Annotated in this window: 17 protein-coding genes and 1 riboswitch; of the genes, 8 read left to right on the top strand and 9 right to left on the bottom strand. The window is 66.6% G+C overall.

Annotated elements, in window-relative coordinates:
- The first annotated feature begins 20 nt into the window (after positions 1-20).
- Complete coding sequence (locus tag H3H37_RS08465; protein ID WP_220456373.1) at positions 21-917, top strand: efflux RND transporter periplasmic adaptor subunit; 897 nt, start codon at positions 21-23, stop codon at positions 915-917.
- A 10-nt stretch (positions 918-927) separates the two neighbouring features.
- Here the strand turns inward: H3H37_RS08465 and H3H37_RS08460 are convergent, their stop codons facing one another.
- A complete protein-coding gene (locus tag H3H37_RS08460; protein ID WP_182161372.1) occupies positions 928-3,189 on the bottom strand; it encodes a TonB-dependent receptor in 2,262 nt (753 codons plus the stop codon).
- A gap of 179 nt (positions 3,190-3,368) precedes the next feature.
- On the opposite strand from H3H37_RS08460, the gene H3H37_RS08455 reads away from it, so the two are divergent.
- A complete protein-coding gene (locus H3H37_RS08455) occupies positions 3,369-4,304 on the top strand; it encodes a LysR family transcriptional regulator (RefSeq protein WP_229218734.1) in 936 nt (311 codons plus the stop codon).
- Here H3H37_RS08455 and H3H37_RS08450 read toward each other — a convergent pair.
- The 6 genes from H3H37_RS08450 to H3H37_RS08425 all read right to left on the bottom strand — a co-directional run bounded on the left by H3H37_RS08450 (position 4,301) and on the right by H3H37_RS08425 (position 9,798).
- Positions 4,301-4,870 carry an ester cyclase gene (locus H3H37_RS08450; protein ID WP_182161370.1) on the bottom strand — a complete coding sequence of 190 codons (570 nt, stop codon included), beginning with the start codon at positions 4,868-4,870 and terminating at the stop codon, positions 4,301-4,303. The two genes, H3H37_RS08455 and H3H37_RS08450, sit on opposite strands and share 4 nt — an antisense overlap.
- A 118-nt stretch (positions 4,871-4,988) precedes the next feature.
- A complete protein-coding gene (locus tag H3H37_RS08445; protein WP_182161368.1) occupies positions 4,989-5,735 on the bottom strand; it encodes an SDR family oxidoreductase in 747 nt (248 codons plus the stop codon).
- 18 nt (positions 5,736-5,753) lie between these two features.
- Entirely contained in the window at positions 5,754-6,068 is a 315-nt protein-coding gene (locus tag H3H37_RS08440; RefSeq protein WP_182161366.1) for a hypothetical protein, read from the bottom strand.
- Position 6,069: 1 nt separating this feature from the next.
- Positions 6,070-6,642 carry a thiol:disulfide interchange protein DsbA/DsbL gene (locus H3H37_RS08435; RefSeq protein ID WP_229218733.1) on the bottom strand — a complete coding sequence of 191 codons (573 nt, stop codon included), beginning with the start codon at positions 6,640-6,642 and terminating at the stop codon, positions 6,070-6,072.
- A gap of 213 nt (positions 6,643-6,855) precedes the next feature.
- Positions 6,856-7,740 (bottom strand): cobalamin-binding protein, encoded by an 885-nt coding sequence (locus H3H37_RS08430; protein ID WP_182161362.1) that lies wholly within the window; start codon positions 7,738-7,740, stop codon positions 6,856-6,858.
- Positions 7,741-7,803: 63 nt separating this feature from the next.
- Positions 7,804-9,798, bottom strand: coding sequence for a TonB-dependent receptor plug domain-containing protein (locus H3H37_RS08425; RefSeq protein ID WP_182161360.1), 1,995 nt, complete (start codon positions 9,796-9,798; stop codon positions 7,804-7,806).
- Between the two features lie 82 nt (positions 9,799-9,880).
- A riboswitch (cobalamin riboswitch) is annotated at positions 9,881-10,116 on the bottom strand.
- Between the two features lie 121 nt (positions 10,117-10,237).
- Between H3H37_RS08425 and H3H37_RS08420 the strand changes: the two genes are divergently transcribed.
- Positions 10,238-11,053: a DODA-type extradiol aromatic ring-opening family dioxygenase gene (locus H3H37_RS08420; RefSeq protein ID WP_182161358.1), complete on the top strand. Its 816-nt coding sequence runs from the start codon at positions 10,238-10,240 to the stop codon at positions 11,051-11,053.
- A 42-nt stretch (positions 11,054-11,095) separates the two neighbouring features.
- Here H3H37_RS08420 and ylqF read toward each other — a convergent pair whose 3' ends face one another.
- The gene (gene ylqF / locus H3H37_RS08415; protein WP_182161356.1) at positions 11,096-12,046 is read right to left on the bottom strand and encodes a ribosome biogenesis GTPase YlqF; all 951 of its coding nucleotides are present in this window, start codon (positions 12,044-12,046) and stop codon (positions 11,096-11,098) included.
- Between the two features lie 175 nt (positions 12,047-12,221).
- Between ylqF and H3H37_RS08410 the strand changes: the two genes are divergently transcribed.
- Positions 12,222-14,207 carry an OPT family oligopeptide transporter gene (locus tag H3H37_RS08410; protein WP_182161354.1) on the top strand — a complete coding sequence of 662 codons (1,986 nt, stop codon included), beginning with the start codon at positions 12,222-12,224 and terminating at the stop codon, positions 14,205-14,207.
- 92 nt (positions 14,208-14,299) lie between these two features.
- Here H3H37_RS08410 and H3H37_RS08405 read toward each other — a convergent pair whose 3' ends face one another.
- Positions 14,300-15,229 carry a histone deacetylase family protein gene (locus tag H3H37_RS08405; RefSeq protein ID WP_182161352.1) on the bottom strand — a complete coding sequence of 310 codons (930 nt, stop codon included), beginning with the start codon at positions 15,227-15,229 and terminating at the stop codon, positions 14,300-14,302.
- A 178-nt stretch (positions 15,230-15,407) separates the two neighbouring features.
- On the opposite strand from H3H37_RS08405, the gene H3H37_RS08400 reads away from it, so the two are divergent.
- From H3H37_RS08400 to mltB, 4 genes are read left to right on the top strand one after another with little or no spacing between them, the layout of a single operon-like run.
- Entirely contained in the window at positions 15,408-16,328 is a 921-nt protein-coding gene (locus tag H3H37_RS08400; RefSeq protein ID WP_182161350.1) for an AAA family ATPase, read from the top strand.
- Positions 16,329-16,373: 45 nt separating this feature from the next.
- Complete coding sequence (locus H3H37_RS08395) at positions 16,374-17,366, top strand: DUF58 domain-containing protein (protein WP_182161348.1); 993 nt, start codon at positions 16,374-16,376, stop codon at positions 17,364-17,366.
- The gene (locus H3H37_RS08390) at positions 17,363-19,369 is read left to right on the top strand and encodes a transglutaminase TgpA family protein (RefSeq protein ID WP_182161346.1); all 2,007 of its coding nucleotides are present in this window, start codon (positions 17,363-17,365) and stop codon (positions 19,367-19,369) included. Before H3H37_RS08395 ends, H3H37_RS08390 begins: the two co-directional genes overlap by 4 nt.
- Positions 19,366-20,514 (top strand): lytic murein transglycosylase B, encoded by a 1,149-nt coding sequence (gene mltB, locus H3H37_RS08385; RefSeq protein ID WP_446033165.1) that lies wholly within the window; start codon positions 19,366-19,368, stop codon positions 20,512-20,514. The genes H3H37_RS08390 and mltB overlap by 4 nt, the downstream gene beginning before the upstream one ends.
- Positions 20,515-20,940: the final 426 nt, after the last annotated feature.

Genomic DNA, 20,940 nt, shown 5'->3' with positions numbered 1-20,940 from the left:
CTTTCGCTGGGAGAACCGCCTTGAGCGCATCCAAACTGTTTCGCTTTGCCCTGACCGCGCTGCTGCTGGCCGGCGCCATCTGGACCGGCCACCTGGCCTGGAACCACTACATGGAATCGGCCTGGACCCGCGACGGCCGCGTCAAGGCCGACGTGATCAACATCAGCGCCGACGTGGCCGGCACCGTGACGGAAGTGCGGGTGAAGGACAACCAGCTGGTGCGCCAGGGCGACGTGCTGTTCGTCGTCGATCCGGCCCGCTACCGCAGCGCGCTCGACCAGGCCAGCGCCGTGCTGGCCGCGCAGCAAGTGGAACGCGGCCGGCGCGCGCAGGAAGCGCGGCGCCGCGCGGGCCTCGACAGCGCGGTGATCTCGGCCGAAAACCGCGAGACGGCCGAAGCGGCGGCCGGCACCGCCACGGCCCAGTACCTGGCCGCGCAGGCGGCGCGCGGGCTGGCGCAACTGAACCTGGAACGCACCGTGGTACGCGCGCCCGTGACGGGCTACGTGACCAACCTGAATGTGCACACAGGCGACTTCGCCGCCGTGGGCGCGCCCAAGCTGGCCGTGATCGACCGCGCCTCGTTCTACGTGGTCGGTTATTTCGAGGAGACCAAACTGCCGCTGCTGCAGCCCAACGACCCGGTCGAGATGCGCATGCTGGGCGGCGACACGCCGCTGCGCGGCCACATCGAGTCCGTCGCGCACGGCATCACCGACCGCGACGCCGGCACCGGCCACGAGCTGCTGGCCGACGTCAACCCCACCTTCAACTGGGTGCGGCTGGCGCAGCGGGTGCCAGTGCGCATCCACATCGACCAGGTGCCGCAAGGGCTGGAACTGGTGGCCGGCACCACCTGCACGGTGGTGATCGGCGCGCCCCCGGCGCAGGCGCAGACCAACCACCGCAGCAGCTGAAACGGGCCGCTTAGAAATCAGCTTTGAGCGACAGCTGCACGCTGCGTGGCGCCTGGCTGATGTACTGGTCGAACGCCGCCGTCTTGCCCGGCGAGATCGAGACGACCTGCTGGCCGTTGAACAGGTTGAATACGTTGAACTGCAGCTTGAGCGTCTTGATGCCGGCGCCCGGATGCTGGAAGCGGTAGGCCACGCTCAGGTCCGTATTGCCGTAGGCCGGCGTCAGGTACTGGTCGTAGGCGGCCGGCTTGGCGGGATCGAAATCGACCTGGCGCACCTCACCGGTGCGCTTGTAGATCAGCGAGGCCGACCACGGGCCGGCGTTGTACAGCGCGCCCAGCGCGGCCGTCATGTCGGGCGAGCCGGAGATGGTCTTGCCGGTGTCGTTGGCGGTGGCCTTGTTGGACGAGCCGTTCACGTACAGCGCCACGCCATTGCCCACGGCCCAGGTCAACTGCCCCTCCACGCCCTTGTAGGTGACGCCGCCGATGTTGACGTAGGCGGCGGCCGTGCCACCGAGGCCGTTCGACACGTACTTGTTGGTGAAGTCGATGCGGTACGCGTCCACATCCCAGGTCAGCACATCCTTCTTGCCCACCACGCCCAGCTGGTAGTTGGTGGACAGCTGGGGATCGCTGCTGTTGCGGGTCGGGTCGGCGATGTAGAACGACTTCAGGTCCGGGATCTGGAAGCCCTTGGCGTATTGGGCGTACAGCGCCAGATCCGCGCCGAGGCGCTGGTTGGCCGTCAGGAACGGCAGCGTGGCGTGGTAGTCGACCGAGGTGTGCTGCGGCAGGCGCGTGGTCTGGTTCACGTCGGCGTCCACCGCGCGCGTGATGCGCACCGCCTTCACGCCCGGCGTCACGGTCAGGCTGTCGGTGGCGGCCCATTCGAATTCGACGAAGGGCTGGAAATTGCGGATGGTGGATTGCTGGTCGAACAGCACGCTGGGGAAGGTGACGGGCGTGGGCTTGGTCTCGCGCGGGTCGCGCACGTTCAGCGTCAGGTCCAGGTCGTACTGGTGGCGGTCGGTGTCCGAATACTCGTACCAGAAGCCGGCGCGGCCGGTGCTGTTGCCGAACTGTTTGCTCAGCTTGAAGATGTCGCCATACGCGCGGTACTTGTTCTGCTTGTCGATGCCGGGGATGTCCTTGTTGCCGGGCGCGCCGGCCTTGGTGCCGGGCAGCGTGGCGCCGGTCGGATCGGTGGACGAGATGGTCTGGTTGTCGTAGGCGTAGGTGTAGAGCTGGTTGTCCGAGTTCAGGCCGTCGCCCCAGCTGGTCTCCAGCCGCAGGTAGCTGAAGTCCGTGTGCTTGCTGGTGTGGTTGTAGCCGGTGTAGTTGAAGCTCGTGGGGTCGTCGTTCAGGCTGTAGTTGCGGCCGAATTGGGCGATCTGCGCCAGCGTGGGGCCTTTCGAATTATCTGGCTGGACGTACTTGATCTCGTTGTCGGTGGCCACCACGGTGGCCAGCGTGTCGGCGCCGATGGCGCGCTGGAACTTGATGAAGTAGTTGTCGCTCTTGATGCTGTTGCCCGTCAGGTAACCGTCCGACTTCAGGTGCTGGTAGTTCAGTTGCACGGTGGCGTTGCCGTAGTCGCGCAAGCGGCCGCTCTCGTACGCGCCGCCCAGCAGCGCCGTGCCCCAGGTGCCGACGGAACCGAACACGCTGGCGCTTGGCGTCTTCGATGCCTGCTTGGAGTACAGGTTGATCGAGCCGCCAAAGGTCGCGTAGCCGAAGTTGCTGGCCATGCCGGGGCCCCGCTCCACCACGGCGCCGCCGATCACGGAAGCGGGGAAGAACGAGGTCGAATGGTGGGCCGGGTTGTTGGTGTCGCCCCAGGGGATGCCGTCGAAGGTGACGTTGTACTGGTCGTCGCCAAAGCCGCGCATGGTGGTCTTGGTTTCGGACAGGCCGGGGCCATTGGCCGAATCGCCCGACATGCTGGGCGCGATGTTGACGACGCGGCTGTACTCGGCCGTGGGCGCCACCGACAATTCGATGAACTCGCGCGTGATGATGGACTGCGGCTCGCTCGCCTGCAGGCTGGCCTGGGTGGGCGCGACGGACGATGCGCTACCCTTGGCCGATTCATCCGCGCGGTAGGCGCCGGCCTTGGCCGATACCACCACGGTGGCCACGGCGCTGGCGGCGCCTTCGGCATTGGGCAGGCTGTCGGCGGCGGAAGCGCCCATGTGCACCAGGGCGAGGGCGACGAGGGAGGCGAGCTTGGTGCGGCGGAACGCGCGGGTCGAATGCTTGGAGTCGGTCATGATGAAGATGTCAGTCACACGTTGATAAAACGTGCAACGCTACCGACCAAATATGACGGCACGATGTTGAATTCATGGCATTTTCATGACAATGAGGCAAGAATGCGACAGCGGGGGCGCGCCTCTCCGTAGCGGGCAGTCCAGACGCCGGTAGAATGGCGCACTCGCACAGGAGCGCCATGAACGACATCCACTACGCGGGCGGCATGGAGCGCTTTGGCGCCATCCGCCTGTTCCTCGACGCCGCCCGGCTGGGCAGCTTTTCCGCCGCCGGCCGCTGCCAGGGCATGTCGCCGGCCGCCGCCAGCGCCGCCATCCAGCGCCTGGAGGCGTCGCTGCAAACCAAGCTGTTCGAACGCACCACGCGCCGCCTGCGCCTGACCGAGAAAGGCCAGCTGTACCGCCACTTCAGCGAACAGGCGCTGGCGCTGATGATGGAGGCGGAGGCGGGCCTGCGCACGGGCGATGGCGCGGCGCGCGGCACGGTCAGCATCTCGGCGCCGTCGGACCTGGGACGCAATCTGCTGCTGCCCATGCTGGCCCAGTTCCGCGACCTGCATCCCGGGGTGCAGTACGCGCTCACCTTGAGCGACACACCGGCCGACCTGGTGCGCGACGATATCGACCTGGCCATCCGCTACGGCCAACTGCCCGACAGTGACATGGTGGCGCGGCCGCTAGCGGCCAGCCGGCGCGTGGTATGCGCCGCGCCGGCCTTGCTGGCGCGCTGCGGCGTGCCCGACACGCCGGCGCAACTGGCCGAGCTGCCCACCATCGTGCTGGCGACGGCGCACGGGCCCATGCACGACTGGCGCTACACCGACAACACGGGCGGCAAGCGCCGCGCCGCGTCCGTGCGCGTGCGGCGCTACCTGCAAAGCAATGACGGCGAAGTGGTGCGCCGCTGGGCCGTGGACGGCCAGGGCTACGCCTGGAAATCCATCCTCGACATCGCCGACGACTTGCGCGCGGGCCGCCTGCGCACGGTGCTCGACGATTACTTCACCGACAGCGCGCCGCTCAACCTGCTATACCACCGCCATCGCTTCCAGCCGCCGCGCATCGCGCTGCTGGCCGAATTCCTGCAAGAGCGCTTCGGCCAGCTCGACATTTAAGGACGGATCACGCCCATCTGCCGCAGCAGCGCCAGGTTGTCCTCCAGGTGCCAGTTGTCGGCGATGCGGCCATCGGCCACACGGTACAGGTCGAACGCCTGGAAGTCGATGGACTGCCCCTGCCCCTTGACCTGCCCGAACTGGCCCGTGAAATGGCCGGTGAAATGCAGGCGCACCACCACACGGTCGCCGGCCGCCACCATGTCCGTCACTTCCGCCGCCAGATCGGGCACGGCGGTGCGGAAGTTGCGCGACGCCTGCAAGGGACCGGCCATGCCCTGCTCACGGCCTTCCGGCAAGGTGCGGTCGATGAAACCGGGCGCCAATGCCTGCTGCGCGTAGGCCGGATCGCCGCTGTTCCAGAACGCGGCATAGCGGCGCGCGGCCAGCATCACGGCTTCCAGTTCGGGCGTGGAGGCGGCGCTGAACACGCGCGCCGGAGCCGGTAACACGGCGGCAGCGGTGGCAGCGGTGGCCCCGTCGGCCATGGCGGCAAGCGGCGCCACGCACAGCATGCCGGCCAGCGCGACGGTGGTGAACAGGTGGGAATCGGACAAATCGGACATCAGCAGCTCCTCGCAAGAATGGGATCAAGTGCACAGCGCACAGACCGCATTCTGGGCGCGCCAGCCCCGCTTGATAATTGGGCTGGCGCTTGAAGGAGTTAGCTGTTTTGTTTGAAGATCAGCGCGCGCCGGCGGCGTCGATAAAGGCGCCGCTGACGTAGGACGACTGTGGGCTAAGCAGCCACAGGATGGCCTCGGCCACCTCTTCCGGCTGGCCGCCGCGCTGCATGGGCACGGTGGCGGCCATGCGCTCGACGCGGCCGGGATCACCGCCGCTGGCGTGGATTTCCGTATAAATCAATCCGGGCCGCACGCAGTTGACGCGGATGCCTTCAGCCGCCACTTCCTTCGACAGGCCCAGCGTCAGCGTATCGACAGCGCCCTTGGAGGCGGCGTAATCGATATAGACATTGGGCGAGCCGACGCGCGAGGCGCCCGACGAAACATTGACGATGCGCCCGCCCTGCCCGCCGCGCGCGGTGGACATGCGCAGCACGGCCTCTTTGCAGCACAGGAAGTAGCTGATCACGTTGGTGGTGAATACGCGATGCAGGCGCTCGACCGACATCTCGGTCAGCTTGCACTGCTTCTCCAGCACGCCGACGTTGTTGACGAGTGCCGTGATGGGCCCCAGTTGCGCGTCGATGGTGGCGAACAGGCGCTGCACGTCCGCCTCCACGGCCACGTCGGCCTGCACGGCGATGGCCTCGCCGCCGGCCGTCACGATGCGCTCACGCAGCGCTTCGGCCGCGCCGGCATCGGAACGGTAGTTGATGCAAACGGCGTAGCCACGCTGGCTGGCCAGCAGCGCCGTGGCCGCGCCTATCCCCCGGCCGCTGCCGGTGACGAGCAAAACTTCTTTCATCGTGGCCGACTCCAGATTCTACTCAGGTTTCACGTGACGCAAGGCGTACGCCACGTGCTGCCACCAGTGTTCGCGCGAATGCACCGTCTTCAGGCATTTGGTGTCGATCTCGCCCTTGAAGACGGGATCGGCGCACTGCCGGTTGACCAGCGCGTAGCGTTGGTTCTCCGCGTTGGTCAGCGCGATCGTGAGCCACACGATCATGCCGATCGCAATCAACAGGATGCTCCACGCGATATGGTTGACGTAGCTGTATTCGTACAGGGTGCTGATGTCCGGCTCGGACTCCCTGTACATCTTCATCACGCCTTTTTCTACTTCGTTTTCTTCCATGTTATTTCTTGGCTGCTTTCTCCGCGCTGGTTTTAGCGACCAGCATGTCCATCACCTGGAACAGCGCCGCGTGCGCGGCCGGGACGCTGGACTGGCCGTGACCGGCCAGCGCTGGCGAGGTGGTGTAATGACCGTCGATCACGAGGCTGGGCGCGCTGTCGAGCTTATACTCGTTCACGAGCTGCATAGAGCGCTTCATCTTCGTCTGGACCGCGAACGAGTTGAAAAATTCCAGGTACTTGGCCTTGTCCACGCCGTTCTTGGTCACGAAATCGAGCAGACCCTGGTCCGTGTTCAGACGATTATGCTCCACATGGATGGCATGGAAGATTTTTTCGTGCAGACCGTTGCCCAGCGCGTTCATCGCTTCCAGCGTGGCGAACGCGTGCGCCTGCGGCTCGGTGATGTTGGGCGCCATGTGCAGGCGGCGGAACACGATCTTGTCGCCCTGCTTCTTGACCCACTCGTTGAGCACGGGGTCGAGCGCATTGCAGTGCGGGCAGTGGTACATGAACACTTCCACCACTTCCACTTTCTTGCCGGTGTCGGCGCGCACCGGGGTATCGAGCGTCATGTAATCAACACCGCTCTTGAAATCGGCGGCAAAGGCGCCGGAGGCGGAAGCCACAAAGGCGACGGAAGCAAACAAGAGACGCAGTAAGCGCATAACGATCCTTCATGAATGAGTAGCAAACGCCGGGAGATTACCACTTTTTCCCCGCCATTTTGGGACCATTTTGGGACCGAAACGCAAAAAACGGCCGTTTGCGCCGGAATTAAGCTCGTCCTAAGGCCGGCGGCGGCGCGCCGTCTCCAGTTTTTCACACAGCTGGGTTGCCGCGTCGGCGATGCGCGGCGTGGCGCGGGTCAGCATGTCGCCGTCGAGCGCGAACAGGTTGCCGCGTTTGACGGCCTGCATGCCCGGATACTGCTTCCACAGGTAGATGCCGGCCTCGGGCTGGCCGGCCCGCTCGGTGCCGATGATGACTTCCGGATTTTCCTGCAACACGGCCTCGGTGCTGACGGACGGCGCCACCACCTTTTGCGCGGCGAACACGTTCTGGCCGCCGCAGATACGCATCACGTCGCTGGCGATATGGTCGCCATTGAGGGTGAACAGCGGCTTGTCCCAGATCTGGTAGAACACGCGCACCGGCGGGCGCCGCGCGTAGGCCGACGATAGCGCGGCGATGCGGGCGCGGTAGTCGCGCGCGGCCGTTTGCGCGGCCGGCTCCGTGCCCATCAGCTGACCGAGGCGGGTCAGGCTGGTGGCCACTTCATCGAGCTTCTGCGGTTCGCTGTAGAACATGGGCACGCCCAGGCCCTTGAGCTGGTCCAACTGGCGCGCCGTGTTCCCGCTTTTCCACACCACCAGCAGGTCGGGCTTGAGCGCCAGGATGCGCTCCATGTCGATCTGCTCATTGCTGCCCACTTGCGGCACGCGCTTGGCGGCCGGCGGGTAATCGCTGAAATTCATGGCCCCCACCACGCGCTCGCCACCGCCAGCCGCGAACAGCAGCTCGGTGATGTGCGGCGCCATGGCAATCACGCGCTGCGCGGGATGCGCCAGCGTGACGGTGTTGCCGGCGTCGTCACGCACGGTGATGGCCGCGTGCAGCGGGGTGCACAGCAGCGCCAGCGCGCAGGCCAGGGTTCGGTGGGGGAAGTGCATGACTGGTATCCGTTGATGAAAAAAGCGCCGGATGCACGGGCATCCGGCGCTGACTTGCTGCGCTTAGAAGTCGTAGCGCGCTGCGAGCTTCAGCTGGCGGCCATCGCTGGGGTAAATGCCATAGCGGCAGCCGTACGCTTGCGAGAAGTAGTGCTTGTCCGCCAGGTTCAGGCCGGCGACGGACAGTTCCCACTGGCCCAGCTTGCGGGCATAGCGCGCGTCGAAGGTGGTGAAGGATGGCATCTGCGACGAGCAATCGTTGCTGAAGTCAGCGCCGTAACGCTGCTGGTCCACCCACTGGGCGCCGATGTCGGCGCTCTGGCCGTCGGCCGGGGTCCAGGCCAAGCGGGCCGTCACGATATTCTTCGGCACCAGCACCATCTCGTGGCCGGCGTTGACGCCTTCGCGGAAGGTGGCCTTGACGTGCTGGTAGTGGCCGCTGACGGTCCAGTCAGGCGCCACGCGCGCTTCGCCATCGAGCTCGAAGCCTTCGCGGCGGGTCGGGTCCAGGTTGGTGTTGAAGCCATAGCCGCCGTTCAGCGTCGGGTCAAAGAAGATCTCGTTGGTCAGGTTGCTGCGGAAAACGCGGGCCGTCACTTTGCGCGCAGCGTCGCCATAGCTGGCGCCCAGTTCCAGATCGTGCGACATTTGCGGCGCGAGCGGATGGTTAGCGTTCGGCACGTAGGCGTTTTCATCCGAGTTGGCAACGCGGTAGCTCTGGCCGGCCTTGGCGAACGCCGTCAGCGCCGGCGGCACGGCGTAGCTGCCTTGCAGTTCCCATGCGCTCAGACCTTGCACCGTGTGATACTGACCGACCGGGAACGCCAGCGGATCGAAGAAATCCTTGTCGAACAGCTCGCGGCGCACGCCTGCGGCCAGGCGGCCATCATGCGCGGGATCGAACTTGATTTCGTCGCGCACGTAGACGGCCTTGGATCGCTGGGTGGCGTCGGCCTGGGAGAACGAAGCATCGGTCACGCGGTTCCAGCGCATCAGGTCCAGGCCAGCCACCAGTTCATTGCTCATACCGGCGATCTGGCCGAGCTGGCGCACGCGGGGCGAGAATTGCGTCTGCTTGCTGGTGTACTCAGCGGCGGACGGGCCGAAGGAATAAACGTACGTCGATTTGACCGTTTTTTCACGGTGCGACAGTTCGGCCGCCAGATCGAGGTTGCCGATGCGGCGCGTGATGAAGCCGGTGAGGCGGTCGCTGTCGAGCGAGCCGAAGTCGTTCGGCGTCAAGGTCTGGCGCGGATTGGCGTTGAACTGGGCTTCGGAAAGCGAGCCGGCGAAGCGCATGTCTTCGCGCGCACCCTCGTAGCGGAAGCCCATGCGGCCTTCCTTGCTGAACCACTGCGCGCCGGCGCTCACGTCGACCTGCTTGTAGTTGTTGTTGTCGCGGTAGTTGTCGTTGTGGCGTGCGTCGACGGCGCCGTCGGCGGCGAAACCGTCCCAGCCCTGGTGCACGGTGCCGCGCAGTTCGCGCTCGCGGAACTGGCCCACTTCGGCCGTCATGCTGCCGCCGGCGCTGTGCGCGACGGGATGCTTGGTAACGATGTTGATCACGCCGCCCGTCGCGCCCTCGCCATACAGCACGCTGGCGCCGCCGCGGCTGATCTCGATGCGCTCGACCGTGTCGACCGGGATGGTGGACAGGATCACGTTCGACAGTTCACTCTCCGACACGCGCACGCCGTCCACCACCACCACCAGGTTCTGGCTGCTGTTGGTGCCGAAGCCGCGCAGGTCCAGGCCGAAATCCGGGCTGCCATCGAGGCTGTTGCGGCCGTACACGCCGCCGATCTTGCGGATCGCGGCGTTGACGTCGGTGACGCCGGCGCGGCGGATTTCGTCGGCCGTGATGACGGTGGCGCCGATCGGCGCCATGCCGGCGGCGGCGTCGAAACGCGCGCCCGTGATGACGATGGGCGCCAGCGACTGGCCGACGGCGGTTTGCGCCAGCGCGGGCACGGCAGTGGCGGCGAAGCAGAGGGAAACGGCAGCGGCCAGCACCAGCGGCTGCGACGCCGGCAGGCGGCGGGAAACGGAGATTTGCATGTCAGATCTTTGTAGAATGGGCATCCGCCTGCGTCCCCGCAAGCCGGAATAAACCGGATGGCGCGCCAGCGCCGGGGCGCAACGCTCATCCACCTGTCTGGCCGGTATCCGGGCTTGCAAGTCGGACTGGCCCACCTTCCTACGCGCGCAGCGCATAGTGGTTCTCGAGCCAGCCTGCCGGCCGCGGGGAGCGGTCGGCGCTTGTTTACCGTTGCGGGGGCAGCACACCTTGGCCGTGATCGCTGGGAGCGGCCTCGTGTTTCCCGTTTAACTGCGCACGTGATCACGCGCGCGGGCACCAAAACCCCGGCATTATACCCGCGTCCATGTTGCAAACGCTCATCATTAACAAAAGCTGAATGGTCCATCCACAGTTGGACGATTGAATACTTGAGTACGCAAGCATATAGTCAAGGCTTACCGAGTCTGGAGACTGATCATGCAAGAGCACGCACTACCCACCTATTTCCTGTCCCACGGCGGCGGCCCCTGGCCGTTCATGAAAACGGAATTCGGCCACACCTACGATGCGCTGGAGGCGTCGCTGCGCGACATTCCGCGCCAGTTGGGAAGCACGCCCAAGGCCGTGCTGGTGGTGACGGCGCACTGGGAAACGGACCAGTTCACGGTATCGGCCAGCGCCCGGCCGCCCATGATCTACGACTACTACGGCTTCCCGGCCCACACCTACGAGGTCCAGTACAGCGCACCCGGCTCGCCGGAACTGGCCGCGCGCGTGAAAACGCTGCTCGATGGCGCCGGCCACGCCACGGCGCTCGATGCCGAACGTGGCTTCGACCACGGCACCTTCAGCGCGCTGTATCCCGTCTATCCGCAGGCCGACGTCCCCATCGTCCAGCTCTCGCTGCGGCACGGCCTCGATCCGCTCACCCACGTGGAGGCGGGACGGGCGCTGGCGCCGCTGCGCAAGGAAGGGATACTGATCGTGGGCAGCGGCCTCAGTTACCACAACCTGCGCGCGTTCAACGCGCAAGGCGCGGCGGCCTCGCACCAGTTCGACGCCTGGCTGCGCGCCACCATGGCGCTGCCGCCAGCCGAGCGCACGGCACAATTACTGACATGGGAAAAAGCCCCGGCCGCGCGCATGGCGCACCCGCGCGAGGAGCATCTGCTGCCGTTGATGGTGGCGCTGGGCGCGGCCGAGCAGGAGGCGGCGGCCATGCCATATCATGAGGATGCGTTCTTCGGGGCGCTGGCCGTGTCGAGTTTCCGGTTTGGACAGGCTGAAGCGTGATATCAGGGACCGGCCCCAGAGCCCGTCCCATTTGCCATCAACTTAGGTGCCGCGCTTGCCGTTGGCGGCGGCTTTGGCTTTTTCGGCGGCCAGCGCGGCGGCCTTTTCCGCCTTGGCGGCCATCTCGACGGCGTGCTGCTCCAGCCGCAGCTGGCGCGTCTCCGGCGTTTCCAGCGACACCCGGCCCAGCGCGCCGCTGCGGTAGTCGCCCAGGAAGGTGTGCGCGGCCTTCTCGAAATCGAGGTCGCCGCCCTTCTGGCGGAAGCCGCGCCGCGCGGCCACCCCTTCCACCACGCCGATACCGTCCATCTTCTCGATATCCTTGAAGCCGTAGCGCGCCACCAGCAGCTGCGGATAGTGCTTGAGCATTTCCTCGCCCAGGAACACGGCCACTTCCTCCTCGATCAGCGCATTGGAGCCGATGGCGTGGCTGGCCGCCAGCATCAGGCCATCGCTGGCCATGGCGATCTTGGGCCACAACATGCCGGGCGTGTCGACCAGGATGGTGTTCTTGTCCAGGTATAGCTTCTGCTGCTGCTTGGTGACGGCCGGCTCGTCGCCCACCTTGGCCACGCGCTTTTTCAGCAGCGCGTTCATCAGGGTGGACTTGCCCACGTTGGGAATCCCCATGATCATGATGCGCAGCGGCTTGGTCGGCACGCCGCGGTGCGGCGCCAGCGACTTGGCCAGCTCCGGAATGCGCGCCACTTCGGCCGGCTTCTTGGTCGTCATGGCGTAGGCCGTCACACCTTCTTGCGCGTTGTAATAGGCCACCCAGGCCGCCGTAGCGGCCGGATCGGCCAGGTCGGTCTTGTTCAGGATCTTCAGGCACGGACGCTGGCGGAACTTGCGCAGCTCCTCCACCATCGGGTTGCAGCTGGCCTCGGGAAGCCGGGCGTCGACCACCTCGATCACCAGATCGGTGTTCTCCATCTGTTCCGCCGCCTTCTTTTTGGCGGCGTTCATATGCCCCGGATACCATTGGATTGCCATGCTGTTGCCTTCAAAATCGTTCGAACAATCCGCTATTTTACAGGCTGCTCCGGCCGCCGCCATAAAGTCTGCTTGCCGTGACCATCACAGTTGTATAGATTAGCCGGATTGTCGGATATGATGTCGGCTTTTCTTATCGTTTGATAAATATTACACAACCATCGGAGTGTTGAAGATGAGCGTAGCTGCACCATCCAATCCCACGGAAATCACCCTGCGCGGGGTGGTCCTGGGCATCCTGATCACCCTGATCTTTACCGCCGCCCAGGTCTACCTGGGCCTCAAGGTGGGCCTGACGTTCGCCACCTCGATCCCGGCGGCCGTGATCTCGATGGCGCTGCTGAGCGCCTTCAAGGACGCGTCCATCCAGGAAAACAACATCGTCCAGACCATCGCCTCGGCCGCCGGCACGCTGGCCTCGGTGATCTTCGTGCTGCCTGGCCTGCTGATGATAGGCTGGTGGGCGCACGTGCCGTTCTGGCCCACCTTCGGCGCCTGCGCCGTCGGCGGCGTGCTGGGCGTGATGTACACCATGCCGCTGCGGCGCGCCCTCGTGACGCAGTCCGACCTGCCCTACCCGGAAGGCGTGGCGGCGGCCGAAGTGCTCAAGGTCGGCATGGCCTCGCGCGCCGGCGCGGCCGAGGGCAAGGCCGGCCTGTGGGCCATGATCTGGGGCAGCGCCGCCTCCGCCCTGTTCGCCGCCGGCAGCGCCGTCAAGGTGATGGCCGGTGAAGTGGCGATCTACTTCCGCACCGGCGGCGGCGCCACCGGCATCGGCGCATCGAGCTCGCTGGCCCTGATCGGCGCCGGCCACCTGATGGGCATCACGGTCGGCATCGCCATGCTGGCCGGCCTGGTGATCGCCTGGGGCATCCTGGTGCCGCTGATGACGGCCGCCCAGCCGGCCGTGGCCGGCATGGCCGCCTCCGACCTGGCGCTCAAGGTATGGTCGTCCGACGTGCGCATGATGGGCGCGGGCGTGATCGGCGCCGCCGCCCTGGTGACGCTGGCCGGCCTGGCCAAGCCCGTCATCGGCGGCCTGAAGTCGGCGCTGGAAGCGTCACGCCGCGCCAAGCAGCAAGGCGCCGTGATCGACCGCGCCGAACAGGATCTGCCTATCTTCATCGTCGGCCTGGTGACCATGCTGTCGATGGTGCCGGCCGGCTGGCTGCTGGCCAGCTTCCTGCAAGGTGGCGTGCTGGCGTCGCTGTCCACGCCGCTGGTGGTGGTGGGCGTGGCCTACATCCTGATCGCCGGCATGTTCGCCGCCGCCGTGTGCGGCTACATGGCGGGCCTGATCGGCGCCTCCAATTCGCCCGTGTCGGGCATCGCCATCCTCACCATCCTGGGCGCCGCCGTCAGCGTGGGCGCCGTGGGCCGTGGCCTGATGGGACCGGACGCCTCGACCGCGCTGGTGGCGTACTCGCTGTTCGTCACCACCGTCGTGATGGCCGTCTCCGTGGTCGGTAACGACAACCTGCAGGACTTGAAGACCGGCCAGCTGGTCGACGCCACGCCCTGGAAGCAGCAGGTGGCGCTGATCGTGGGCGTGATCGCCGGTTCGTGCGTGATCCCGCCCGTGCTGGAACTGCTCAACCACGCCAACGGCTTCACGGGCGCGCCCAACCTGGACGCGATCTCGTCCCAGCCGCTGCCGGCGCCGCAGGCGACGCTGATCTCCACCCTGGCCAAGGGCGTCATCGGCGGCAACCTGCCGTGGAACCTGGTGCTGTGGGGCGCGCTGATCGGCCTGGGCCTGGTGGTGGTGGACTTCGCGCTGAAGAAGACCAGCAACGGCAAATACAGCCTGCCGCCGCTGGGTGTGGGCCTGGCCATCTACCTGCCCAGCTCCGCCACCTCACCGGTGGTGGTGGGCGCGGTGGCCGGCTACCTGTTCGACCGCATGGTCGAGCGCAAGGCGGGCGGCGAGACGGCCAAGCGGCTCGGTGTGCTGGTCATGTCCGGCTTCATCGTCGGTGAGAGCCTGTTCAACGTGGCGCTGGCCGGCCTGATCGTCCTGTCGGGCAAAGGCGAGCCGCTGGCCATTACCAACAGCCTGAGCGAAGCGCAGGGCATGCTGGTGGCGCTGGCCGTGGGCGCCATGCTGGTCGGCGGCCTGTATCGCTGGTCCGCCAAGAACGGACGCGAAGCCACGGCCTGATTTAAGCGTCCCCACGAAACCGGGGTCAGGTCATACCATTGAGCAAGATGCGCGCATCTTGCTCAATGGTATGACCTGACCCCGGTTTTTCTTTACAGTTCTGCCAGCGCCTTGACGTGCGCCACCACGCTGCGGCCCAGCGCCGACAGGTTGTAGCCCCCTTCCAGCGTGCTGACGATGCGCCCGCCCGCGTACTGGCGCGCGATGTCCATCATCTGCTGCGTCATCCACGCGTAGTCCGCTTCCACCAGCGCCATGCCGCCGAGGTCATCCTCGCGGTGGGCGTCGAAGCCGGCCGAAATGAAGATCATCTCGGGCTGGAACGCGTGCAGCGCCGGCAGCCACTGCTCCGTCACCAGCTTGCGGATCACGTCGCCGCCCGAGCGGGCCGGCACCGGCACGTTGATGCAGGTGGGCGTGATCGGTTCCGGTTCGGTGTACGGATAGAACGGGTGCTGGAAGAAGCTGGCCATCAGCACGCGCGGGTCGTGCGCGAACGATTCGGCGGTGCCATTGCCGTGGTGGACATCGAAGTCGACGATGGCCACCCGCTTCAGGCCGCGCACGTCGAGCGCGTGGCGCGCGGCGATGGCGATGTTGTTGAACAGGCAGAAGCCCATCGGCTCGGACGGGCGCGCATGGTGGCCGGGCGGGCGGATGGCGCAGAAGGCGTTGCTGACCTCGCCATCCAGCACGGCGTCGGTCGCCGCCACGGCGGCGCCGGCGGCGCGCAGCGCGGCCTGCCAGCTCCACGCGTTGAGCAGGGTGTCGCCGTCGATCGGGTAGCATTCGCCGCCTTCGGGCGGCACGTTGTCGCGCACCATGGCGATGGCGCTGGCGCTGTGGTTGCGCGCCAGGTCGGCCAGTTGCGCCAGCGGCGCCTCGCGGTGCTCGACCAGGTCATGCACATGGGCGCTGATCAACTGGTCGGCAATCGCTTGCAGCCGCGCCGGGGACTCGGGGTGCCAGTCGCCCATGTTGTGGCGCTGACAATCGGGATGGCTGTAAATCGCTGTACTCATGTGTCTCGTTCCTGCCGCCGCCATCATTGTGTATCCCACGCGCGGGTTCTCGCATAGAATCTGATGATCGTCTGGTTCTCTTGATCTGGCATGTTAAAAATTACACGCATAGCCTACCACGTCGCCGCCCTTCGCGGCGGCGCATGTGCGGACCACCCCACCGGCAAAGGGCAATGCCATGTTCGCTAAACTGCACGCGGTGGCCCGCCAGGTGGGCCAGATCGTCGTCGGCAAGGACCTGCAGGTGCGCCAGGCCCTCACCTGCCTGCTGGCCGGCGGCCACCTGCTGATCGAGGACGTGCCCGGCGTGGGCAAGACCACGCTGGCCCACGCGCTGGCCATCTCGCTGGGCCTCAGGTTCAACCGCATCCAGTTCACCAGCGACCTGCTGCCGGCCGACGTGGCCGGGATCTCGATCTACGAGCGCGAGAAGAACGCGTTCGTGTTCCACCCTGGCCCCATCTTCACCCAGGTGCTGCTGGCCGACGAGATCAACCGCGCCACGCCCAAGACCCAGTCCGGCCTGCTGGAGGCGATGGAGGAGCGCCAGGTGACGGCCGACGGCGTCACGCGCCCGCTGCCGGAACCGTTCTTCGTGATCGCCACCCAGAATCCCACCCACCAGGTGGGCACCTTTCCGCTGCCCGAATCGCAGCTGGACCGCTTCCTCATGTGTTTGTCGCTCGGCTATCCCGACGCAGCAGCGGAACGGGCGCTGCTCATGGGCGAGGACCGGCGCGTGCTGCTCAAGTCCCTGCCGGCCGCCATGACGCCCGACGAACTGGCGGCGGCCCAGCACGGCCTGCGCCAGATCCACGCCGCGCCCGCGCTGATCGACTACGTGCAGGCGCTGGCCGCCGCCTCGCGCCAGAGCGGCTCCTTCGCCGAGGGCATGAGCCCGCGCGCGGCCATCGCCCTGCTGCAGGCGGCGCGCGCCTGGGCCGCGCTGGAGGGACGCGACCACGTGCTGCCGGAAGACGTGCAGGCCGTGCTGGTGCCCGTGTGCGCGCACCGCTTGCGGCCCCTGAAGTCGGCCCACGGCGTGGCGCTGGCCAGCCGCGACCTCGTGCTGCAATTGCAGCAGTCGGTACCGGTCTAGCCGCCTCCGGCCCTGCCGCCTTCACCCTGGCCTGATATCCCCGCCATGTTCGCCGCACCGCGCCGCTGGTACCGCACCTTGGCCAACCAGTGGCTGTTCCAGCTGCGCGAACGCGAACCGGGCACGGTGGTGCTGGTGATGCGGCGCGTGTTCATCGTGCCGGGCGGCCCCGGCCTCGCGTTCACGGGCCTGCTGCTGGTGATGCTGATCGGTGCCCTCAATTACAACCTCGGTCTGGGCTTCGCGCTCACCTTCTTCGCCGGCGCCTGCGCCGTGGCCGACATGGTGCTCACGGCCAGGAACCTGGCCGGCCTGCGGCTGGCACCGGGCCGGGTGCAGCCCGTGTTCGCGGGCCAGGAGGCGCGCTTCGAGCTGCAGCTGCACAATCCCGATGGCCCCGACCGTTACGCCGTCTGGCTCGGTTTCCAGCAGGACGGCGAACCACGCCACGTGACCGACGTGCCGGCCGGCGGCGACGCGCTGGCCGTGCTGTCCTGCGCCACGGCGCAACGGGGCTGGCTGGACGCGCCCCGCATCCGCCTGCTCACGCGCTACCCGCTCGGCCTGTTCCGCGCCTGGGCCTACTGGAAGCCGGACTTGCGGGCGCTGGTCTATCCCGAACCGGAACCGGACGCGCCGCCGCTGCCCATGCAGGGCGCGGCCAGCGAGGAAGGCCATGGCCAGGTGGGACTGGACAATTTCTCCGGCATCCGCAGCTACCAGCCGGGCGATCCGATGCGCCACCTGGCCTGGCGCCAGATTGCGCGCCACGACCCGTCCTTGGGCGGCCAGCTGGTGACCAAGCATTTCGACGGCGGCGCGGTGGCCGAGCTGTGCCTCGATTTCGCCCAACTGCCGCCATGGATGGACCGGGAACACAAGCTGTCGCGCCTGACCAGCTGGGTGCTGGAGGCGGAGCGGCGCGCGCTGCCCTACGCATTCCGCCTAGGCCACCACCAGTTCGACGCGGCGCTGGGCGACGCCCACCGCGCGGCCTGCCTGCGGGCGCTGGCCCTGTTCGGCGCGGAGCGCGCATGACGGGCGCCGCCGACCGCTGGCAGCGGCTGGCCCAGCGCCTGCCGCGCGACAAGGCCGACACCCTGCTGCTGCTGGGCGCGGCCGTGCTGGTGCTGGCGCCCCACTTCGCCCACCTGCCGCTGTGGACCAGCGCCGCCGTCTGCGCCACGCTGCTGTGGCGCGCCGCCATCACCTGGCTGGGCAAGCGCATGCCGCCTTTGTGGCTGCTGCTGCCCCTATCGATGCTGGCCATGGCCGGCGTCTACCACTCCTTCCACACGCTGCTGGGACGCGACGCCGGCGTGGCCATGCTGGCGCTGCTGCTGGCCTTCAAGCTGCTGGAGATGCACGCGCGGCGCGACCTGTTCGTGGTCATCTTCCTCAGCCTGTTCCTGCTGCTGACCACCTTCTTCTACAGCCAGACCATGCTGACGGCGCTGTCCATGCTGGCCACGCTGGCCGTGCTGCTGACGGCCCAGCTCACGTTCCAGTACACGGGCCAGGTGCCGCCCCTGCGCCGGCGCCTGCGCACGGCGGGCCACGTCATGCTGCTGGCCGCGCCGCTGGCGCTGCTGCTGTTCGTCGCCTTCCCGCGCATCCAGGGGCCGCTGTGGGGCCTGCCCGGCGACGCGCGCGCGGGACGCAGCGGCATGTCCGACAGCATGGCGCCGGGGAACGTGTCCAGCCTGGCCATGTCGGACGAGGTGGCGTTCCGGGTGCGCTTCCTCGACCCGCGCCCGGACCAGGCGCAGCTGTACTGGCGCGGCATCGTGCTGGGCGACTACGACGGCCGCACGTGGACCCGCGTGCCGCGCCGGCGCGGCGCCCGGCGCGACGTGCAACTGCAGGCGCGCGGCCCGGCCGTGCGGCACCAGGTCACGCTGGAGCCGACCGGCAAACGCTGGCTGTTTGCGCTGGAACTGACGGAGCCCGACCTCGACCTGCCCGGCTACCTGGCCGCCAGTTCCGAGCAGGCCGAGTACTTCGCCACCGCGCCCATCAACGAGCGCCTGCGCTACGACGCCGTGGCCCACCTCGATTACCGCATCGAAGCCAACGCGCCGCCGCCGGACCTGGCCCGCTGGCTGGCGCTGCCGTCCGGCTTCAACCCGCGCACGCTGGCGCTGGCGGCCACCTTGCGCCAGCCGCAGGCGGCCGACTCGGTGCGCGCCGTGCTGGCGTTGTTCCGCAACGCGCCGTTCTTCTACACGCTGCAACCGCCGCTGCTGGGCCGAGACGCCGTCGACCAGTTCCTGTTCGATACCCGGGCCGGCTTTTGCGAACACTACGCGGGCGCCTTCGTGGTGCTGATGCGCGCCATGCAGGTGCCGGCGCGCGTGGTCACCGGCTACCAGGGCGGCGAATACAACCCGGTGGACGGCTATGTGACGGTGCGCCAGTCCGACGCCCACGCCTGGGCCGAAGTGTGGCTGGACGGCCAGGGCTGGCGCCGGGTGGACCCGACGGCCGCCGTGGCGCCCGAGCGCATCGCCCACAACCTGGCCCGCGCCCTGCCCCAGAACACCCTGTTCGGCCTTGGCCCCTTGCTGGCGTTGCAGAACGACCCCACATCATGGCTGGCCCGTTTGCGATTTTCGATGGCAGCGATGAATAATGCTTGGAATCAATGGGTCCTGGATTACAATCCAGACAGGCAGCGAAGTTTCCTTGAAGAATTAAGCGCGGCCCTGTTCCAGTGGCGCAGCATGGCCGGCCTGGCGCTGGCGACGGCGCTGGCCCTGCTGCTGCGCCAGCGCGGCCGGCAACGCCGGGCCGACCCGCTGGAGCGGCTGTACCAGGCGTTTTGCCGGCAACAGGCCCGCCACGGTTATGTGCGCCGCCCCGATGAAGGGCCGATGGCCTACGCGGCGCGGCTGCGCGGCATGCCGGCCAGCAAGGAGAAACATGCTGCCATGGACGAATTTTTGACGATGGTTAGCGCGCTGCGATATGGCCGCGCCCATCCCGCGACTCACGCAGCGTCGCTGAAGACGCTGCACACCCTGTTACCACAATGCCGATGAAGATCATGCCGTCCCTGTCCCCTTCCCCCGCCCGCTGGATGCTGGCCCTGCTGCTGGCGGCCGCGCCGCTGGCGCAAGCCGCCGTCGATCCCTACGGCTACAAACTGCCCCCCAGCCAGCGCCACAAGCAAACCAAGGTGGTCAAGAAGAAAGGCCCGCCGCCCGTCGACTACGTGGGCGAATTCGTCAACTTCGGCGAGTGGAAGGACGTGCGCGCCTTCCTCGACGACCTGGCCGCGCGCGACGGTTTCGACCGCGCCGCGCTCGATAGCTTGATGGGCCAGGTGCGCTACGTGGACGCGGCCGTGCAACTGATCAAGCCGGCGCCGCCGGGCAAGCCCAAGAACTGGCAAGCGTACAGCAAGCTGTTCATCGACCCGGTGCGCATCGACGCCGGCGTGAAATTCTGGAACGAGAACCAGGACGCGCTGGCGCGGGCCGAGGCGCTGTACGGCGTGCCGGCGGAAATCCTGGTCGGCATCATCGGCGTGGAAACCGTCTATGGCCGCAACACGGGCCGCTTCCGCGTGCTCGACGCGCTGACCACGCTGGCGTTCTCCTATCCGGAAGCGCCGGCCCGCGACGAGCGCATGGCCTTCTTCCGCAGCGAGCTGGAAGCGACCTTGCTGTTCGCGCGCCAGAACGGCATCGACCCGCTCTCGCTGCGGGGCTCGTACGCCGGCGCCGTGGGCATGCCGCAATTTATGCCCAGCAGCATCGTCAAGTACGCCGTCGATTTCGATGGTAATGGCAAGGTGGACCTGCTCGGCTCCAGCAGCGACGCCATCGGCAGCGTGGCCGCCTTCCTGACGGCGCACGGCTGGCGGCGCGACGACCCGGGCCCGCTCGTGTATGCGGCCGAGGTGTCGCCCAACCGCGCGTGGGAAGGCATGATCAACCAGGGACTGGCCGCGAAATTTCCTGCGCAGGACTTGACGGCGGCCGGTGTCAGCACCACATCAGCATTGCCATCGGGCATGGTCTTTGGCCTGGTGGACTTGCAGAACGGCGCCGATCCGACGGAATACTGGGTGGCGACCAATAATTTCTACGCCATCACGCAGTACAACCGCAGTTATTTCTATGCGATGTCGGTGGTGGAACTGGGACGGGCCGTGCGCCTGTCGCGGGGCGCGGGAATGTAAGGAACCGTAAAGACAGTTGCTCAAAAATCTTGCACGCAGTATCTTGTAATTGACACTGGGAAACTGCATATGTGTGCCGTACAGGGAGAGCATTTCGTGCGGCAACAAATAAAAATTGCCTTATAATCAACTATAGCGATACAATTGAATTGAGGCACAAGCAGCTTAACACAGGAGAAGGTGTATAATTCTCACACAATGTTGCAACTCGACAACAATAACCTATGGCAATGCAATTATTTTGTTGCTTTTGAGCATAGAAAAGCTCGCTGTTGTACAATTGTGTATATATTATGAAACTTGTTGTACCGGAATCCGTCCGTGTGTGAATTCGTTCCTTGGTGAAGGATGAACATTAACGCAGCAAGAGCGAGCTCCGAGTGTTTTTTACTTTGCAGGACTACTTTCAGAAGGAACAAACATCAT

The organism is Rugamonas brunnea (assembly GCF_014042345.1).
Taxonomy (GTDB): domain Bacteria; phylum Pseudomonadota; class Gammaproteobacteria; order Burkholderiales; family Burkholderiaceae_D; genus Rugamonas; species Rugamonas brunnea.
The sequence above is the reverse complement of the archived record's forward strand: the minus strand, read 5'-3'. Positions and strand labels throughout refer to the sequence as shown.

What these genes read in the sequence shown, in the direction of transcription:
- H3H37_RS08460 (WP_182161372.1), bottom strand. Translation starts at nt 3,189, where the DNA reads ATGACCGACTCCAAGCATTCGACCCGCGCGTTCCGCCGCACCAAGCTC.
- H3H37_RS08455 (WP_229218734.1), top strand. Translation starts at nt 3,369, where the DNA reads ATGAACGACATCCACTACGCGGGCGGCATGGAGCGCTTTGGCGCCATC.
- H3H37_RS08450 (WP_182161370.1), bottom strand. Translation starts at nt 4,870, where the DNA reads ATGTCCGATTTGTCCGATTCCCACCTGTTCACCACCGTCGCGCTGGCC.
- H3H37_RS08445 (WP_182161368.1), bottom strand. Translation starts at nt 5,735, where the DNA reads ATGAAAGAAGTTTTGCTCGTCACCGGCAGCGGCCGGGGGATAGGCGCG.
- H3H37_RS08440 (WP_182161366.1), bottom strand. Translation starts at nt 6,068, where the DNA reads ATGGAAGAAAACGAAGTAGAAAAAGGCGTGATGAAGATGTACAGGGAG.
- H3H37_RS08435 (WP_229218733.1), bottom strand. Translation starts at nt 6,642, where the DNA reads ATGACGCTCGATACCCCGGTGCGCGCCGACACCGGCAAGAAAGTGGAA.
- H3H37_RS08430 (WP_182161362.1), bottom strand. Translation starts at nt 7,740, where the DNA reads ATGCACTTCCCCCACCGAACCCTGGCCTGCGCGCTGGCGCTGCTGTGC.
- H3H37_RS08425 (WP_182161360.1), bottom strand. Translation starts at nt 9,798, where the DNA reads ATGCAAATCTCCGTTTCCCGCCGCCTGCCGGCGTCGCAGCCGCTGGTG.
- H3H37_RS08420 (WP_182161358.1), top strand. Translation starts at nt 10,238, where the DNA reads ATGCAAGAGCACGCACTACCCACCTATTTCCTGTCCCACGGCGGCGGC.
- ylqF (WP_182161356.1), bottom strand. Translation starts at nt 12,046, where the DNA reads ATGGCAATCCAATGGTATCCGGGGCATATGAACGCCGCCAAAAAGAAG.
- H3H37_RS08410 (WP_182161354.1), top strand. Translation starts at nt 12,222, where the DNA reads ATGAGCGTAGCTGCACCATCCAATCCCACGGAAATCACCCTGCGCGGG.
- H3H37_RS08405 (WP_182161352.1), bottom strand. Translation starts at nt 15,229, where the DNA reads ATGAGTACAGCGATTTACAGCCATCCCGATTGTCAGCGCCACAACATG.
- H3H37_RS08400 (WP_182161350.1), top strand. Translation starts at nt 15,408, where the DNA reads ATGTTCGCTAAACTGCACGCGGTGGCCCGCCAGGTGGGCCAGATCGTC.
- H3H37_RS08395 (WP_182161348.1), top strand. Translation starts at nt 16,374, where the DNA reads ATGTTCGCCGCACCGCGCCGCTGGTACCGCACCTTGGCCAACCAGTGG.
- H3H37_RS08390 (WP_182161346.1), top strand. Translation starts at nt 17,363, where the DNA reads ATGACGGGCGCCGCCGACCGCTGGCAGCGGCTGGCCCAGCGCCTGCCG.
- mltB (WP_446033165.1), top strand. Translation starts at nt 19,366, where the DNA reads ATGAAGATCATGCCGTCCCTGTCCCCTTCCCCCGCCCGCTGGATGCTG.